Origin of the sequence: Marinomonas posidonica (genome assembly GCF_043643765.1) — a bacterium.
GTDB classification, from domain to species: Bacteria; Pseudomonadota; Gammaproteobacteria; order Pseudomonadales; family Marinomonadaceae; genus Marinomonas; species Marinomonas posidonica_A.
The window spans coordinates 390,065-407,989 of the sequence record NZ_JBHZSP010000001.1 but is presented as its reverse complement, the minus strand read 5'-3'; the positions used below and the strand labels follow the sequence as shown (position 1 = coordinate 407,989).

Genomic DNA, 17,925 nt, shown 5'->3' with positions numbered 1-17,925 from the left:
GCATGAATCGTATCCATGATGTTCTCCTTTTAAACTGACCTACTCAGTATAGAAGGGGGTGTCCATTTCATTATTTTAATAGTGCGCATGCGCGTTTAGACAATTCCAAAATTTCGACAATACCTTTATAAGAAACTGAAAATTAATGCTTTTATAAAGCTATTAACAAAATCCCAAACTGGAAAAACGAGCATGCGTGTTATTTCATTTATCCACAGCGCGTTATTTTTGCTGAGGATATCCCTATCCATTGATACTAAAAGACTTTTTATTTTTCTTCCAGCGAAAACGCGCAATACTATGATTAGTTTTTAGGCAAAGCGCGCCAAAAATTGGCAACCCAAAAAATAAACTGTATATCTATACAACTTATTTAAACATATACACAAGGAGTGTGTGATGCCATCCCGTCCGTTTCTTAATTTTATTCGACATGAGTTACGCCTTCGCGGCCATAGCTTAAAAACTGAAAAATCATACCTTTATTGGATTAAATATTTCATTCGATTTTATAAGCTACAACATCCTCAAAACATGAGCGCGGAAGAGGTAAGAGCGTTTTTATCGTTTCTCGCCGTTGAACAGCATGTTGCTATTAATACCCAAAAGTCTGCCTTGAATGCTCTCGCCTTTTTGTACAACAAGTTACTGAATAAACCATTAGGTGATTTAGGCTTCCAGCATGCTAAACAAGGACGACGCTTGCGGCGTCCTGCTTGCTTGATTTGTTATGTGACTTTTTCGTCGAGCTGTAAATGTACTTGAAGGACGTACATCGCCCGGTGCCGTACTCTAAAATAAGTTCATACTCCACATCAGATGCGTTACTGATAATCGCCGAAAACTCTATCATTTGAGATGAGCTACTCGAAGATATCAATGACTTTGATACTAATTCTGAAGACTTGTATACGGATAGTAGAGCATGTGAAAAAGGTTGATCTTGATACACAGGAACAGCCCCCGCACCAAACATGTCGCAACCATCACAAAGGGAATCCTGACCAGAAACCAAATGAAATTCAATTTCTTTCGGGTCAGAAATGGTCCTAGGCCCAACAATACATGCATTTGAGCTTACAGAAATTAGAGCTATTAAAAGTAGACTTATTCTCATGGTGTTTTCACATAACATCTATGGACACCCCGATTTTTGCAAGCAAAATCAAGATCCAACAAGAATAGTTTTGCAGCCATCTATTCGGATTTTTAGTAAAGCTTTATTAGCTTATATCCCTGATGACCTATTAATTCAAAACTGCGCCGACTTGGTTCTCATCGTTTTGGCGTTTTCAATGAAACGATGTTAGTCCCAGAATTTCCAAGTCACGGTCTTACCTATCTTGTTGTCACTCTTTGCTCAAAAAGAAATCGAAATGCGTTTTTATTTAATAGGATGTGAACTTTAATCAGGCAGGAAAATCCCTTATCAACTTATTCGTACATCCCTTACTTGAACTTCATCATAGAACAGCGTTTTGAGTTTTACCAATAAGAATTGCAATTTTTAAACTAGAGTTCATTCCGTGGTTTGAAGTTCGCAAGTGTCTGATTGCGCTGCGCTTATCAGACCTACATTTGGTGATTTACTCTGAGGTTGTGTGAGGTTGCTGGACTAACCCCATCCTAGCCTTCCCCTTGAAAACATAAGGGGAAGGAACATGAGAGTCCGTCAGCTGTGAAACGCTTTTAACGTAAAAAGAGGTAACAAGCTTATCAGCAGAAAATTCTCGACGCGATCCTGATTGCGCGACCTTATGGTCTTCCCAAGCCAGTAACCGAAGACCTTTCTCCAAGCATCAAAACAGCTCAACACCTTACAATAGTGAACCCTGTGCAAACATTGGCAACATCTGAAAGCAATGAGCCCTTATAATTCTGAAAAAGAATTTTTTGCGTTCCTTTAAATAAAGAGTTTTGCATCGTTTGGCAAAAGTTATCCGCTCAGCAGAGCGGAAAAATGCTCTCCAATCAAAGGCACCCGAAAATAACTCGGGTCAAGAATAAGCGGAATTTACTACAAATACCTATCCTCTAAATGCTTCTTAAAATGCGCCGCATTGAGCGTCTCACCCGTGGCGCGTTTGACCAGTTCATCCGTGGTATGAAGCGAGGCTTGTGACCAGATGTTGTCGTTAAGCCATTGGAAGATGGGGCTTAGGTCGCCGCTTTGAATAGCCGCTTCTATATCGACACTTTGTGTCATTTTGGCTTTGTATTGCGCGGCATACATGGCACCAAGTGTATAGGAAGGGAAGTAACCGAAGGCGCCATCTGTCCAATGTATGTCTTGCATGCAGCCGTTTTTGTAGTTGTCTTTGGTTGAAAGACCCAGGCTGGCTTTCATTTTCTCGTCCCAAATTTCTGGTACATCGGTATGTTCAATCACGCCGTTGATGAGGTCTCGCTCTATTTCATATCGCAGTATCACGTGAGCTGGGTAGGTTAGCTCGTCTGCGTCTACACGGATAAAACCTTTCTCTACTTGGGTGTAGATTTTGTAGAGGTTGTGTTCGGCAAACACAGGGTCATTGTGTGCGTTAAAAGCTTCAGCTGACAGTCGAGATAAGTGAGAGATAAACGGCTTGCTACGACCGATCTGCATTTCAAAAAACAGCGATTGAGATTCATGAATGCCCATGGAGCGCGCTTCGCCAACGGGCAAGCCAGCAAAGGCTTTTGGTAAGCCTTGTTCGTAACGGGCGTGGCCAGTTTCATGAACGATGCCCATCAAGGCTTGTACAAAGTCTTGCTCATCGTACCGTGTGGTAATACGTACATCGGATGGCACGCCGCCACAAAATGGGTGAACGCTCTGGTCTAGTCGCCCACGCTCAAAGTCGAATTTCAGCAATTTCATGACTTCTAAGCCGAGGGCTTTTTGGGTCGCGGTGGAGAAAGTGCCAGATGGCATGATGATGGATTCAGATTGTTGCTTCTCCAATACAGTTTCAATCAGTTCTGGCAGCCAAGTTTTCACGTCAGTAAATAAGGTGTTAAGCGATGCGCTTGTGGTGCCCGGTTCGAATTTATCGAGCATGGCATCATAAGGCGTTAGCCCGAGTACTTCGCCACGTATGTTTGCTTCTTCGCGCGACAAAGCGACCACGTCTTTCCAGTTCTTCTCGAAGCCCGACCAATCATTTTCTTGACGCTGGGCGCGCCACGCATGCTCGCATTTCGAACCTGCTATGGATTGCGCTTGCACCAAGTCTTCTGGAAGGATGGTCGCTTGCTGCCACTGGCGTTTCATTTCACGTAGGCTGGCTTGTTGTTCGGAGTTTAAGGATTCTTGTTCAGCGTGACCAAACCAGTCTTCTAGCTGAGGCTGCGTCGATAAGCGATGAATATGAACCGATAGCTCAGCCATGGCGTTGGAACGCGCTTCGCTACCGCCCGACGGCATGTTCGCGGCCGCATCCCATCCAAGCATAGCTTGAGCATGATGAAAGTGGCTGAGTGTTTGGTAGTGTGACGTTAACTTATCGTAATTTGACATGGTTTCGTTCTCTCGTTGCTCAAATGTCGTAACGGCTTTTGAATGCGTTTTAGTCTGTTTCTAAACTGATTTCTAATTTACTAATTAAATGCCATAACTCATTGGCAACAGGCCCTAGGATCTGCCCTTTTACTTTCATCACATAACTTCTTACTTCAACCTGTGTTTTGGTGTCGGCCAGATCGATGGGAACCAGTTTTCCATTTTTAATATCGTCTTTCACCATAAAATATGGCAATCGTCCCCAGCCGATACCACTTAAACACAAGGTACGCTTACTGTAGAAATCATTTACATACCATTTCCTTTGGCCTTTTTGCACATCTAATTCGACATTTTTAGTCAATTTCCCCGAGTCCTGCACAACAATCTGATATTCGTCTCTTAACTGAGAAGAATCGGTTAATTGTGGATGCCTTGCTAACATTTTAGGGGCCGCAACATTGATGATACTTTGTGTGCATATGTGTTTCGTCACTAATTTAAAGCCCTCTAAAAAGCTGGCTTCCGATGCCGAGATAGCGAGCTCTGCTCTCTCATTCACGACGGCGTCAATCCCACCTGTTATGAATTCTTGCTTTAAAATAATCTGTGTTAAAGGAAACGCCTTTTGAATGCTGTCAAAGATGGGTGCCAGCCTTTCTAAATCAAACATAGCATCCACCGCTATCACGACCTTTGCTTCGTAACCTGTTTTGAAGTGATTCGCCATTTGACTCAGCTGATCACCCTGATCGAGTACCAGCAGGGCTTTTTGATAGATCAGTTCTCCCTGTTGAGTGAGTTTTAACTTATACCCAGATCGATCCAACAACGAAATGCCAAGGGCCGATTCTAACTGCTGCAACCCTTTACTGATGGCTGGTTGCGTTTTAAAAAGTCGGTTGCTAGCACCTTGTATTGATCCCTCTTGGATCACAGCTTTTAACATTTTTAATTGCTCTAATGTCATGAATGACTCCGTTATTTTGCTGTGGCAAGCACGACGATGGACCCGCAAGCACTCAATAAAACATAACAATAAGTTATATTCTTATTGAAATACAATCAATTTTAATTAACCAAACATTCTCTATACTAACGAAAATTAACCAACAAAGAGTAAAAGGTGACTTATGACTAACTTTAAAAAGTATGGATTATGGGCTGTTATGATACTAACGGCATTAGGTTTTTTAGCAGGTGGTGCAGGCAAATTGATGGGTGTACCTATGATGCATAAATCGTTTGAACTACTTGGGTTACCCGTTGCTATGGGCTATTTTATTGGTGTCTGTGAGATCGCTGGCGCAATCGGCATCTTTATTAAACGTCTCAGCTCATTGGCCGCTGCGGGCTTGGCGATCATTATGGTGGGTGCAATGTACTTCCACCTTAATTTCGAGCCACAAGGTTTCCCATTTGCTGCAGCGCTGTTTATCTTCTCGATCATCATTTTCTTTGCTCACAAGAAAGACAGTATCTTATTTTCTAACAAGCAAAGCGATCAATTGTCTTAACAGCAGACCTTTCCCCAATAAAAGACGGTCTTATAGACCGTCTTTTATTGGCTAATAATCTTTAAATATCCCAACCTATGTAGGTGCTCTCATGACGGAGATTCATCAACCCATTAAATTGATGCCTGTTTTATATATACCTCATGGAGGCGGTCCTATGCCTCTTTTAGACGAACCAGGACATAGGGATTTAATCGGTTTTTTAAAAAATATTTCTACCGAGCTTCCAACACCCAAAGCCATCTTAATGATTAGTGGCCACTGGGAAAATCGCGTCGCGGCGATATCTTCTTCACCAAACCCTCAAATGTTCTACGATTACATGGGGTTTCCAAAGGAATGTTATCAATACCAGTATCCAGCTCCTGGAAGCCCTTCTCTTGCTCAACAGATTGCGACGTTACTCACCGCTCAAAAAATCGATTGTGTTTTGGATGAAAACCGTGGCTACGATCATGGTACTTTCGTGCCGCTAATGCTGATGTATCCAAAGGCCAATATTCCCGTTGTGCAATTGTCGCTATTGCGTTCTCTGGACCCTGCGAAACATATCGCGTTAGGGCAAGCCATTGCCTCATTACGTGAACAAGGCGTGCTAATCATTGGGTCAGGCATGTCATTCCACGAACGTGATGGTAGCTATGAACACAGCGCACAATTTGATGATTGGTTAACCGAAACATTGCTTCGTACCCAGTCTCAAAAAGCGACGCAACGTTTAGTGAATTGGGCGTCTGCCCCAGCGGCACGAGATTGTCATCGAAGAGAAGATCATTTACTGCCCATGCATGTTTGCTTTGGGGCCGCGATGGACACAACCAAGCATGCTGAAAAAATTTATACAGGACTGTTATTTGGCAAGCGGATTGCGGGATTCTTGTGGCGTTAGTTGTTTTGTAGGAATGACTTTTAAATACGCTCTCTTATCTTACGCATGACATGGATTTTTAAAACCAGATAAATCTGAGGATACCATTATGAACGATCAAACTTCTCAGCAAAACAAGGTGTGCAAGCACGAAGCCGGTGCCATAGTGCCCGTCATTAATCGTAATAAATGCGAAGGCAAAGCGGACTGTGAAGTGGTTTGTCCTAAAGACGTTTTCATCATGGATATATTACCTAAGTCAGAGCGATCAACACTTTCTTTAATCGGAAAATTAAAAGGCATGGCCCATGGTTGGCAACAAGCTTTTATGCCGAACATAGATGCTTGTGAAGGATGTGGATTATGTGTTTCCGCCTGCCCTGAAAACGCCATTACGCTTAAGAAACGATAACCGAATAAAGCTGAGTTAACTCTTCCATAAAAAAGCCGTTCAACTGAACGGCTTTTTAGTAAAGATGGCGTCTCTTCCGTTATTTGCAACCACAGCCAGTGTGATCGTCATGTGCTTCTTGCCAATGCTTAAACTTGCTGGTGCCACCAATGCCTGGGTTAAAGCTGTTGGTTGGATCATTCTGTTTGTAGAAATCGCGCAAATCCTGCTTGGCAAGGTATTCATGACCCACATTATGCTCGGCTGGGTATTCAGCGCCACGGGCATCGTAGCTGGACAAAATTTGCTGTTTCACTGCTTTGCCATCAACGCCTTTTTTCATGATGTAGTTTTGGTGCATCACGTGACAGAAGAAATGGCCGTAATACATTTTCACAGCAATTTTCTCATCAATTTCTGGCGGTAACACTTCAAACCAATCCTGCTCATTACGCGGAAAAGCCACGTCAATGGTCATGATGGAACCGAGGTCTTTACCGTTCATGATGTGGTAACGCGTCAAAGCACCGCCTGTGACGAAACGGTGTAAAATGGCTTGATCCGCTTCGCGCTCAGTACATTCGAAGTAATCGCCTTCGTTGTTTTTGAAGAACTCCTGTAAGTAAGCTTGTGCTTCGTCCACACCCGCGTTTGCGGTTTCCACTATCCAATGGTGCTCGTATTTTTCGCGGAAATCTTCCATACGCTTAGGTAAGTGATTTGGCCAAATTTGACTCGCGTATTGCATGATACGGTCTGACAATTTGTTCGGTAAAAATTTAAACTTACCCGCCCAACGGTCCACGGTACGTTTGATGGCAAACATTTTCGGAATGTACTTGGTGCCCAATTTGTCGATTACCAAATAGCTGTCTTTACCGTATTTTTTACTGATGTCATAACTGCTGCTGTGCAGGTATTCGCCCGACACAGGTAAGTTATCAAAGGTCGACAACATGTCACGGCGCATTTGCTCCATCACTGCTGGATCATTGGTCCCTATGTAGAAAACACGATGTTTTTCTGGAATCGGGAAGGTATCAATACGAACCGCGAACACGGCCAATTTACCCGCACAACCTGACGATTCGTAAAGGCGACGTTTATCATTGTTAAAACGCGATGGCGTATCCGCATCCACATCACGAATACGCTCGTGGTATTCGTTGTCGGAAGCACGTTTATCTGGGAAGTGAACATCTTTATCTTGGTATTGTTTATGTTCCAAGTTAGACAAAATTTCTTCTGGCTCAGAACCCAAATCGATGCCTAGGTTGTTGACCAGTTGCAGTTCACCTTCTTCTGTTACTTGAGCATAGAGAGACAACTCGGTGTAAGCCGGGCCACGTTGTACCAAGGCACCACCCGAGTTGTTACAAATACCACCCACAATGGACGCACCAATACAAGATGAACCAATAACCGAATGCGGCTCGCGACCATAAGGTTTTAACGTGTCTTCTAGACCGAACAAGGTACTGCCTGCAAAACCAATGATTTGCTTACCTTGATCAATCAACTGAATGTCGTCGATGCGCATGGTACTGATGATGACAATAGGACGGTCATAATCGTTACCGCTGGGCGTTGAACCGCCCGTCAACCCTGTGTTCGCTGCTTGCATGATGACAATCACATCGGCTTTGACACAAGCTTGCAGTACTTTCCAGATTTCCACCAGCGAGCCAGGTCGCACCACAGCGTAAGCTTTACCACTGCCCAAACGAATACCTTGGCAATACGGTTGCTTCTTGTCTTCGTCTGTTAAAGTGTATTGATTTCCGACAATGGCCTTCAATTCTGCGGCCAGATCTAAGCTGAAACTGGTTTTTGTCATCTTTTTGTACTTCGCAACGAGTTGAATGAGGGCGATTAGTATACCCAACTCCCCCACCTATAAAAACTGCTGAGGGGGATTTATTGATCGAGCGCATTATCTAGTCTGTTTTTTTAAAAGCTATTCGAATTTTCTTATGCCAATTCCGTCTTGGGATTTTTGATCTTTAGCCCTTTTGTGGTTTGTGTTTGCCCATACAAACTTTTAGTATGCATGCATTCATTTTAGGAGCAGAATTGTGATTGATTTAGACAAAGCCAATGCCGAACTCGAAGGCGCGACACCACAAGCCATCATTGAATGGGCAATTAAAAACGCGCAAAAACCGATTGTGACTACCAACTTTGGCCCTCACGAAGCGGTTATTTTGCACATGGCAAAGCAAGTGAAAGCGGACATTCCGGTTATCTGGATCGATTCTGGCTACAATGTGCGTGATACTTATAAGGTCGCGGAAGACATCATAGGTAAATTAGAACTGAACTTAGAAGTGTACACACCAAAAGTTAGTGCAGCACGTCGTGATGCGGCATTAGGTGGTATTCCTAGTGTCGATGACGAAGCCCATGTTGAGTTTACTGAGCAATTCAAATTGGAGCCGTTCCGTCGTGCCATGGCAGAACAAGCTCCAGACATCTGGCTCACGGCGGTTCGCGCCGAACAAACCGAGTTCCGCAAAGACATGAAGGTGGTGGAAATGGGCCCAAATGGCGTGATCAAGGTGGCGCCTGTATTGCATTGGAAAGAAGCGGACATGCAAGCGTATCTTGCCGAGCACGACTTACCAACGCCTGATCACTACTTTGATCCGACCAAAGCACAAGCGGGTCGTGAATGTGGTTTGCACACGAAACTGTAAGCGGTCGAACCCCTATAGAAAAAGCCAATAAAAAAGGGAAGCTTGATGCTTCCCTTTTCTGCTTTTCTTTGACCCGTCCCGAAACAAACAACACGTAACTTTAACCGCCTAATACAACCGTGCGTTTGTCGTTCAAGAAGACGCGTTTTTCCACATGGCATTTCACCGCATGGAACAAGGTCACTCGTTCAATGTCTTGGCCTTTAGCGACGAGATCTTCTGGATAATGAGCATGGTTAACGGTTTGGATGCCTTGGGAAATGATCGGCCCTTCGTCCAAGTCATTGTTCACATAGTGCGCCGTGGCACCGACCATTTTCACCCCCTTCTCCCAGGCTTGGTGATAAGGGCGAGCGCCTTTGAAACCTGGCAATAACGAGTGGTGAATATTGATCGCACGACCGTCTAGGTATTCACACATGCTAGGGGAAAGCACTTGCATGTAGCGCGCTAAGACAACTAATTCGGTATCATATTGCTCAATTAATTCTCGTACCTGTGCTTCTTGCTCAAGCTTGGTATCAGCAGTGATTGGCAAGTGGTAATACGGAATGCCATGCCATTTGGCCAAGTCTTCCAAATCTGGGTGATTGGAAATAATCACCGTCACATCTATGTTCAACTGACCAGTACGAAAACGATACAGCAAGTCATTCAAACAATGATCATACTTTGACACCATAATCGCCACTTTGGGTTTGTGATGCGGCGCCGTTAACGCCCAATCCATATTAAATTCAGCCGCACGTTGAGCGAATTCTTCAGCAAAAGTTTGTTCACTGAAGTTGTCTTTTTGAGGCAGGAATTCAATACGAATAAAAAAGCGACCCGACTCTCTATCATCAAAGGAATGAATTTCATCGATGTAGTTTCCTGCTTCCGCCATGTAGCGTGTCACCACGTCCACCGTGCCTAAAATACTTGGGCAGCTGGCGGTAAAAATCCAAGGGGCTACTTTTGTTTTCATCGCAACGTCTCTTTAAATTGGGTAAAGCGATGCGCTTTTCAGAGGGCAGTCCAAAAAGCACATCGCTACACCATTAGGTGTTTTGAAGGGATTAAAAGGCCGTCAGATACGTCCTTAACACTTGACCGTTAAGCCGTACTCTTTGCTGGCATCTTGTAGCCATAACCAGAGGTAATCGGCAAAGCTGCGTCTTACGATTAATTGATAGCTTTGCTCAGCAGTACGAAAAATAGTCGCGCCACTTTTCGCAAACACACTGGAAACGACTTTACCAACGGGAAATTCACTGTCATGGAAATCAATTGGTGTTGATTTTTTCAGAACGTTCACCACCTCATCACCAGACAATTCAAACACCGTATTGCCGCCGCTCACGTTCACTAACGAAACATGGCCGCTGACCTCAGCAAAAAAGCGTGCTTCCAGCTCAAAGGCTTTGTCTTGCGGTACTTGCAATAACCACTCATCCGGGGAAATCCACAAAATAGTCAGTTCACCATCGGCCGAGCTGACCGAAGTGAGCGGCACGGTTGGCAAAGCCAGACCTAAAATGCTTTCTATGTTGGCGGCTTGTTCTACATCAGGGCGGCAACGCAAGGTCAGCAGACCCAATGACAATTCACGAAACACCACACCACCTTGGAATTCGCCATGCTCAGCAATTTTCGCCAATTCAACATGATGCAAAGGGCTTTCAAATGGCACATCGGCAGCGGGTAATTGGTTCATCACCAACTTGATAGGCGCTTGCTCAAGCGCTTCGTTATTAACATCAGACATGCTGGTGCTCCCCTTTTGGATCTAAGAAAATAGGTTGGCAAATTTCCGCTTCCACCACTCGGCCATCCGCCAATGGGTAAAAGACTTTTTCGCCGATTTTATCGTGACCACCTTTGACAAAGCCCATGGCAATCGAACGACCTAAGCAGGCACTCCAGTAACTGGACGTCACATGCCCGACCATTGGCATTGGAATTGGCGCTTTAGGGTCAAACACACCTTGCGCCCCTTCTGGCAGTACGATGGTCGGATCGACGGTTTTTAAACCCACCAGCTGTTTACGATCGGCACGAACACAATCTTCGCGCTGCATACCACGTTTACCAATGAAGCTGAAAGGCTTCTTCATAGCCACCGCCCACGGCATGCCCAAATCAAATGGATGCACTGAACCATCGGTATCTTGACCGGCAATGATAAAGCCTTTCTCAGCACGCAAAATGTGCATGGTTTCTGTGCCATATGGCGTCAGATTAAATTCTTCACCCGCTTCAAACAGGGCTTTCCACACATGCATACCGAAGTTGGCTTGCACGTTGATCTCGAACGATAATTCACCCGTGAATGAGATACGGAACACACGAGCAGGCACGCCCGCCACTGTGATTTGCTTCCAGTCCATGTAAGCAAAGTGGTCTTTGGAAACATCGTCATCCGTCAGTTTTTCCAACAACTTACGGCTGTTCGGGCCGGAAATGGTCATGGTGGACCAATGATCGGTTACCGAGGTGAAGTAGACTTCCATTTCTGGCCATTCGGTTTGGTGATACAACTCCAACCATTCCAAAACATGAGCCGCGCCACCTGTGGTGGTGGTCATGAGGAAGTGGTTTTCGCCTAGGCAAGAAGTCACCCCGTCATCAAACACCATGCCATCTTCACCACACATCAAGCCATAACGACATTTGCCGACCGCCAATTTCGCCCACGCATTGGTGTACACACGACCAAGGAATTCACGGGCATCCTTACCTTGAATATCGATTTTACCCAGCGTCGAAGCGTCCAAAATGCCCACGGATTCTCGCGTTGCTAAACACTCGCGATTCAACGCTTGTTGCATGGTTTCATTGCCTTTCGGGAAGTACCAAGGACGCTTCCATTGCCCCACATCCTCAAACTTCGCCCCACGTTCCACATGCCACGCATGCATCGCTGTGAAACGTTTAGGGTCAAACAATTCACCACAATCACGGCCGGCAATGGCCCCAAAAGTCACTGGTGTATAGTTAGGACGGAAAATGGTTGTGCCGGTTTCTGGAATGCTTTTTTGCAAGGCCTTGGCAGCAATTGCCATGCCGTTAATGTTGCCCAACTTGCCTTGGTCCGTACCAAAGCCCATGGCAGTATAGCGTTTTACATGTTCGATGGATTCGAAACCTTCACGGCAAGCCAATTCAATGCCGGCCGCCGTCACGTCGTTTTGATAATCCACAAACTGTTTAGGCGCTTTGGAAGTCGGTTTATTGTGTGGAATGTGGAACAAGGCCATGGCTTTACCCTGAATGCCTTCTTCTGCTGTTGGCAGACTCATGTCGGTGGCTGCTAATCCTAGGTGCGCTAAGGCATCTGCCCCCGCTTGTAACCCCTGCGATAACACCGCTTGCGTGGTGAAAGCACCGTTAATGGCACCGGCTGTGAGTTGTTTTTGAACCGTTGGGCCTGGCAAGAAGCCGATCACTTCGTCGTCCCACACAGGACGCGCGCCCGTATGGCAAGACAGGTGAATGACCGGACTCCAGCCACCAGAGCTGGCAACCGTATCCGCTTTCAACTTAGCAATAGCGCCCGTAACTGCATCACCGGCTTCATTCAAGGGCGCGACAGATACGCCTGTGACCCGCTTGGAACCTTGTACTTCAATCACCCCTGAGCCAACCATGATGCTGATGCCACGTTCACGGGCCGCATCAATCAAACTGCCTTGTGGGTTTTTACGGGCATCGACAATGGCCACCACCTGACGACCTGCATCGTGCCAATCTATGGCGGTTTGGTAAGCGCCGTCGTTTGCAGTCATGAGCACCAATTCTTTGCCCGGTACCACACCAAAACGATTGATGTAAGTTGACACCGCACTGGCCTGCATACAACCTGGCACATCGTTATTACCAAACACCAACGGACGTTCGTGTGCGCCTGTGGCCAACACCACCCATTTCGCACGCACACGATGCAGACGCTGCGCCACCGCACCGTTTGGCGCACGATCGGCAAATTGGTCTGTACAATGCTGATGAATGGTTAAAAAGTTGTGATCGTGGTAACCGTTTACCTGTGAGTTTGGCAACATCATGACATCGTCAAACTGGCTCAAGTCTGCAACAACCTCAGCGACCCAATCCATTGCCGGTTTACCATCAATGGTTTCTTTGCTGCTCAATAAGCTACCGCCAAATTCGCTTTGCTCATCCGCAAGGATGACACGCGCACCACCGCGAGCTGCGCTTAACGCCGCCATTAACCCCGCAGGGCCAGCGCCTACTACCAAAACATCCGTGTGTTGGTTCATCTTGTCGTAGATATCAACGTCTTTTTCTTTCGAAGCACGTCCTAAACCTGCGGCTTTACGAATATAGGATTCGTAGGTTGGCCACATGGATTGCGGGAACATAAAGGTTTTGTAGTAAAACCCTGGCGGCATCATTTTCCCGCCAATTTTGCCCACCAAACCCATGAAATCCGTCTCAACACTTGGCCAACCGTTGGTTGAGGCCGCCACTAAGCCTTGATACAGGGATTGCTGAGTAGCGCGCACATTAGGAATTTGCGTGGCTTCGGTTGCCCCTAGCTGAACTACCGCATTAGGCTCTTCTGCCCCAGCCGCCACAAAACCACGAGGACGACTGTATTTAAAACTGCGGCCAATGACGTCCACGCCATTGGCAATTAAGGCCGACGCCAAGCTATCGCCAACGTAACCTTGGTAAGATTCACCATTAAATGTGAAGGTTAATGGTTTGCTGCGATCAATGCGGCCGCCCTCTTGAAGACGATTTTTCTGAGACATCACCAGGCTCCTCTACTCAGCCACAACCGATGGCGTTTCGCCAAGCTTGTACACTTCTAAAATTTCATAAGTTTGCGTGTTGCGCGTGACATTAAAAAACTTGCGACAACCTGCTGCATGTACCCAAAGCTCATGATGAATGCCCCGGGGGTTTTTACGGAAATACAAAAACTCACCCCACTCTTCATCGCTGCAAGCATCTGGATCTAATGGACGAGCAATATGCGCTTCGCCTTTGGCGTGAAACTCTTCTTCTTCACGATATTCACCACAATGTGGGCAAAAAATATGGAACATACTCTTTCTCCAAACTCTGTCTTAGCCCAATTAATGCGCCACACCGGCGGCACCGTGTTCATCCACCAGCGCGCCATTATGAAAACGAAACATAGAAAAAGGCTTGGCTAGCTCGTGCATTTCCCCTTTCGCTAGCGACGCCGCAAACACATGACCTGAACCGGGTGTCGCTTTAAAGCCGCCCGTTCCCCAGCCACAGTTAAAGAACAGATTTTTTACCGGTGTTTCACTGATAATCGGACAAGCATCTGGACAGGTGTCCACAATACCGCCCCATTGACGGTTCATGCGCACGCGACTGAACACAGGGAACATTTCCACTATGGCTTGAATAGTGTGTTCAATGGTGGGGAAAGAACCCCGTTGACCATAACCGTTATAGCCATCGATACCCGCGCCGATGACCAAGTCGCCTTTATCAGATTGACTGGCGTAACCGTGTACATGGTTTGACATGACCACAGTATCCAAAATTGGCTTAATGGGCTCAGACACCAAGGCTTGCAACGGATGCGATTCTAACGGTAGTTTGAATCCCGCCATGTTCGCCAACACACTGGAGTTACCCGCCACCACACAACCCACGCGATCCGCGCGAATCTCACCGTAACGAGCCGTCTTCACACCCACCACTGTGCCATCTTCCACAATCAAGTCTTCCACTTCGGTTTGTTGGATCAAGTCCACACCATGGGCATCCGCACCACGCGCATAACCCCATGCCACCGCATCGTGACGGGCCACACCCGCACGTGGTTGCCATGACGCGCCCATGACGGGATAACGCGCATTTTCAGAACAATCTAATACTGGAACGATTTCTTGAACTTGTTTGGCATCCAATACTTCACCGTCAATACCATTTAGACGGTTGGCGTTAACACGACGTTCAATGTCGCGCATGTCCTGTAAGGTATGACCTAAATTCAAACAACCACGCTGTGAAAACATGACGTTATAGTTGAGTTCTTGCGACAAACCTTCCCATAATTGCATTGCGTGTTCATACAAATGCGCGGCTTCGTCCCAGAGATAATTTGAACGAACAATCGTGGTATTACGTGCAGTGTTACCACCGCCTAAAAAGCCTTTTTCAATCACAGCGACATTGGTCACACCAAACTCTTTGGCAAGGTAATACGCCGTCGCCAAACCGTGACCGCCACCACCCACTATGATGACATCGTATTTCTTTTTCGGGGTTGGATTACGCCACACCCGCTGCCAGTTCTCATGATGAGTCAAGCTGTGCTTTAACAACCCAAAGCCTGAATAATGCTGCATCAAATCCGCTCCTTACAAAAACAGTAAAACACTGTCATGGGTGGTACAAAATAATGGGGCTATCACTGTTCTGATCAGGCCTTGGCCTACCGCAGACAAAATAGCGCCTAGGATTCGACCTGATAATAGAATCAAAGAAGGGGATTCTTATGCTTGGAAGCGTCCGAGGCATGACAAATTACGACACACCTAAAAGCCAGTCGTAATTTGAACCAAGTAGATAGGAAATATTCTGCAGGAATATGGTGACGAATATGAATGATCAGTCAGAACTCATGGACCCCATTAACCAATCAGTAAAAAGCGTAACCCTTTGATCTTGAGCCAGTGAATGAAGGGTTAATACAGCGTATTCATAGCCTGTTGGTTGCAATCCCATCGGGCTAATCAGCCGCTGTGCTTTCAAGTCGTCCGATACTAAAGGCGTCGAACCAATCGCCATACCAAGATGGTCTTGTGCTGCCTGCAGGGTATAAAAGAAGTGATCATAATATTGTTCATTGCGTGCCTGCCAAGAAGTGTAATCCTTTTGCGTCGACAGCCAGTCATACCATGCTTGAGGGCGTGTTCTGCTGTGCAGCCAATCCGCTTGATTAAGGTCTTGCTGAATCTGCTCAAACCAATAGCTTTTACTGCACACAGGCCCAGCAAACTCGGCGCACAATTTAGTGATCTGATAATCACCTTTGACGCTAAAATCCAAGCGTCGAATGGCAAGATCACAGCCCGATTCTAATAAATCAATTGGCCCACCTGACATACGCAGATCTATGTGTATTTCTGGGCAAAGGGTTTTAAATTGTCCCAATCGCGGCATTAGCCAACGCATCGCCAAACTGGGCTCACAAGACACCACTAAAAAAGGGGAATCAATATCGTGACGATGAATCTCTTCTACTGTTTCTGTTAGTGCATCTAAGGTTTGACGACTGGTTTTCAACAAACGCTGACCTGCTAGGGTTAAATAAACTCTGCGGTTCTGGCGCTTAAATAATGCCACGCCAATGCGTTCCTCTATTTGCGCCACAGCACGACTGATTGCACCATGCGTAAGATGCAACTCTTCCGCGGCTTTAGTAAAGCTCTGTAATCGTGCCGCCGCTTCAAAAGCCAGCAGAGCATTCAAGGGTGGCAAGCGACCGTATCTGTGATTTTTACTCACAATATTCACCATTATTTTTCGATTTTATTGATCAGACCAGTCTTTCATAATCCTATTATTCACACAAACGAGAAAAATAGCATGTCTTCTATGAATCATTTTGAACTGTATTCCGTCATGGTGATTACCCTATTGGCGGTCATCAGCCCTGGACCCGACTTTGCCATGGTATCAAAACTCTCTCTGCTAAAAGGAAGACGCGCAGGCGTTCTATGCGCGCTGGGAATCGGTATGGCGATCAGTGTCCACATTGCCTATACCTTACTAGGGCTTGGCATTGTTTTTGCGAATAACCTTTGGGTATTGAAGTTGCTACGCTGGCTTGGCGCCATGTATCTAATCTGGCTTGGCATATCTGCTCTGTGGCCAGATATTAAAAGCCGTCTTTTCAAACAAGGCTCACCCTCAGCACCTAACTCAAAAGCAGAGACAATATCAAATTCGCACTCGGCTTTTTGGTCAGGATTTGCTTGCAATGCCCTCAACCCAAAGACCATGTTGTTTATCGTCTCTTTGTTTAGCCAAGTAATTTCGACTGAGACATCCTTACTCATGGAATTGAGCTACGGGGCGTATATTGCTCTTGTTCATTTCATCTGGTTTGCATTAGTAGCCACGCTATTAACAACCGCTCACGTTCAACAAAAAAGCGCTTTCTTCAAAGATTGGATCGAGCGAGTGGCTGGCGTGTTATTAATGGGACTTGGCATTAAATTATTGATGAGCCATTAACCCGATGAGTACATCCCATTGAACATAGGACACAGAGCATGGATGCCGATAAAGCTTTGGTAAAACAAGTAACTGAAATATAAACCAGCCAGTATTATAAGGATCAGGTTAATACGACCTTTAGGAAAGCTTACGTTCTCAATATTGATCATTCAGACTTTCTAAAAAAGCCTAGAAATAGGTATTAAACAATAAAGATAAGAAAAACATTTCTAAGAAATCGAAAGTTATTTTGAAATACGTTAGGAAAGATAAAACAAAACATGTCATATCTTGGTGCATTTATGGTCAATAAAAAATATTAACTGGCAAAAAGAAAAGCCTCTATTATATTTAAAAAACGAAAATTTGTTTGCTTTTATTTAAAAATACCTTATTAAACATGCGCCTATATTATTGAACGACTAAATCTCCTTTCCTATCCTGTTCCTTTATTTTTATTTGGCACTTCTTTTGCTTTGATATTAGCTGTATCAAGTCTGTATGTTGACCAATGGCGGTCAAGGTATTCTAAGGCAACGTCGCCCGCTACTGTCCGATCAGTAGCACCCAGTCAGGTTCTTTTATAAGAAATCTGTTAAGGGTTGGCGTGCCCTCCTCCTTATCAGTTTCCTCTTTTAAAACGCATCTCTTGGGTCTGTTTTGTGTCCTGCTGTTGTCTGATTAACCAGATCAATGCTACTCGAAACAAGGGTTATTTCTTTTAACCATCAGACGGACTTGAGCCGCGTCACCTACTT

Annotated in this window: 15 protein-coding genes; 6 read left to right on the top strand and 9 right to left on the bottom strand. The window is 45.5% G+C overall.

Annotated features, from left to right (window positions below; genetic code table 11):
• The first annotated feature begins 399 nt into the window (after window positions 1-399).
• On the top strand, window positions 400-765 hold the full coding sequence (locus ACHUFM_RS01990) for a site-specific integrase (protein WP_394179052.1): 366 nt from the start codon (window positions 400-402) through the stop codon (window positions 763-765).
• A gap of 1,252 nt (window positions 766-2,017) precedes the next feature.
• Here the strand turns inward: ACHUFM_RS01990 and ACHUFM_RS01985 are convergent.
• Both ACHUFM_RS01985 and ACHUFM_RS01980 read right to left on the bottom strand, forming a co-directional pair.
• Window positions 2,018-3,499: a carboxypeptidase M32 gene (locus ACHUFM_RS01985; RefSeq protein WP_394179050.1), complete on the bottom strand. Its 1,482-nt coding sequence runs from the start codon at window positions 3,497-3,499 to the stop codon at window positions 2,018-2,020.
• Between the two features lie 49 nt (window positions 3,500-3,548).
• Window positions 3,549-4,451: a LysR family transcriptional regulator gene (locus tag ACHUFM_RS01980; protein ID WP_394179048.1), complete on the bottom strand. Its 903-nt coding sequence runs from the start codon at window positions 4,449-4,451 to the stop codon at window positions 3,549-3,551.
• Between the two features lie 163 nt (window positions 4,452-4,614).
• Between ACHUFM_RS01980 and ACHUFM_RS01975 the strand changes: the two genes are divergently transcribed.
• From ACHUFM_RS01975 to ACHUFM_RS01965, 3 genes are all read left to right on the top strand, one after another.
• Window positions 4,615-4,998 (top strand): DoxX family protein, encoded by a 384-nt coding sequence (locus ACHUFM_RS01975; RefSeq protein ID WP_394179046.1) that lies wholly within the window; start codon window positions 4,615-4,617, stop codon window positions 4,996-4,998.
• Window positions 4,999-5,089: 91 nt separating this feature from the next.
• Entirely contained in the window at window positions 5,090-5,887 is a 798-nt protein-coding gene (locus ACHUFM_RS01970; protein ID WP_394179044.1) for a DODA-type extradiol aromatic ring-opening family dioxygenase, read from the top strand.
• A gap of 88 nt (window positions 5,888-5,975) precedes the next feature.
• A complete protein-coding gene (locus ACHUFM_RS01965) occupies window positions 5,976-6,278 on the top strand; it encodes a 4Fe-4S binding protein (protein WP_394179042.1) in 303 nt (100 codons plus the stop codon).
• Window positions 6,279-6,357: 79 nt separating this feature from the next.
• Here ACHUFM_RS01965 and dld read toward each other — a convergent pair whose 3' ends face one another.
• Window positions 6,358-8,094: a D-lactate dehydrogenase gene (gene dld, locus ACHUFM_RS01960; RefSeq protein WP_394179040.1), complete on the bottom strand. Its 1,737-nt coding sequence runs from the start codon at window positions 8,092-8,094 to the stop codon at window positions 6,358-6,360.
• Between the two features lie 238 nt (window positions 8,095-8,332).
• On the opposite strand from dld, the gene ACHUFM_RS01955 reads away from it, so the two are divergent.
• Window positions 8,333-8,953 carry a phosphoadenosine phosphosulfate reductase domain-containing protein gene (locus ACHUFM_RS01955; protein WP_394179038.1) on the top strand — a complete coding sequence of 207 codons (621 nt, stop codon included), beginning with the start codon at window positions 8,333-8,335 and terminating at the stop codon, window positions 8,951-8,953.
• Between the two features lie 100 nt (window positions 8,954-9,053).
• Here the strand turns inward: ACHUFM_RS01955 and purU are convergent, their stop codons facing one another.
• The 6 genes from purU to ACHUFM_RS01925 form a co-directional block, all read right to left on the bottom strand.
• Entirely contained in the window at window positions 9,054-9,920 is an 867-nt protein-coding gene (gene purU, locus ACHUFM_RS01950; protein ID WP_394179036.1) for a formyltetrahydrofolate deformylase, read from the bottom strand.
• A gap of 114 nt (window positions 9,921-10,034) precedes the next feature.
• A complete protein-coding gene (locus ACHUFM_RS01945) occupies window positions 10,035-10,700 on the bottom strand; it encodes a sarcosine oxidase subunit gamma (protein ID WP_394179034.1) in 666 nt (221 codons plus the stop codon).
• Window positions 10,693-13,710, bottom strand: coding sequence for a sarcosine oxidase subunit alpha (locus tag ACHUFM_RS01940; RefSeq protein WP_394179032.1), 3,018 nt, complete (start codon window positions 13,708-13,710; stop codon window positions 10,693-10,695). The genes ACHUFM_RS01945 and ACHUFM_RS01940 overlap by 8 nt, the downstream gene beginning before the upstream one ends.
• A gap of 12 nt (window positions 13,711-13,722) precedes the next feature.
• A complete protein-coding gene (locus tag ACHUFM_RS01935; protein ID WP_394179030.1) occupies window positions 13,723-14,007 on the bottom strand; it encodes a sarcosine oxidase subunit delta in 285 nt (94 codons plus the stop codon).
• Between the two features lie 30 nt (window positions 14,008-14,037).
• Complete coding sequence (locus ACHUFM_RS01930) at window positions 14,038-15,291, bottom strand: sarcosine oxidase subunit beta family protein (protein ID WP_394179028.1); 1,254 nt, start codon at window positions 15,289-15,291, stop codon at window positions 14,038-14,040.
• 262 nt (window positions 15,292-15,553) lie between these two features.
• Window positions 15,554-16,453 carry a LysR substrate-binding domain-containing protein gene (locus tag ACHUFM_RS01925; protein WP_394179026.1) on the bottom strand — a complete coding sequence of 300 codons (900 nt, stop codon included), beginning with the start codon at window positions 16,451-16,453 and terminating at the stop codon, window positions 15,554-15,556.
• Window positions 16,454-16,534: 81 nt separating this feature from the next.
• Between ACHUFM_RS01925 and ACHUFM_RS01920 the strand changes: the two genes are divergently transcribed.
• Complete coding sequence (locus ACHUFM_RS01920; RefSeq protein ID WP_394179024.1) at window positions 16,535-17,185, top strand: LysE family translocator; 651 nt, start codon at window positions 16,535-16,537, stop codon at window positions 17,183-17,185.
• The last annotated feature ends 740 nt before the right edge of the window (window positions 17,186-17,925 follow it).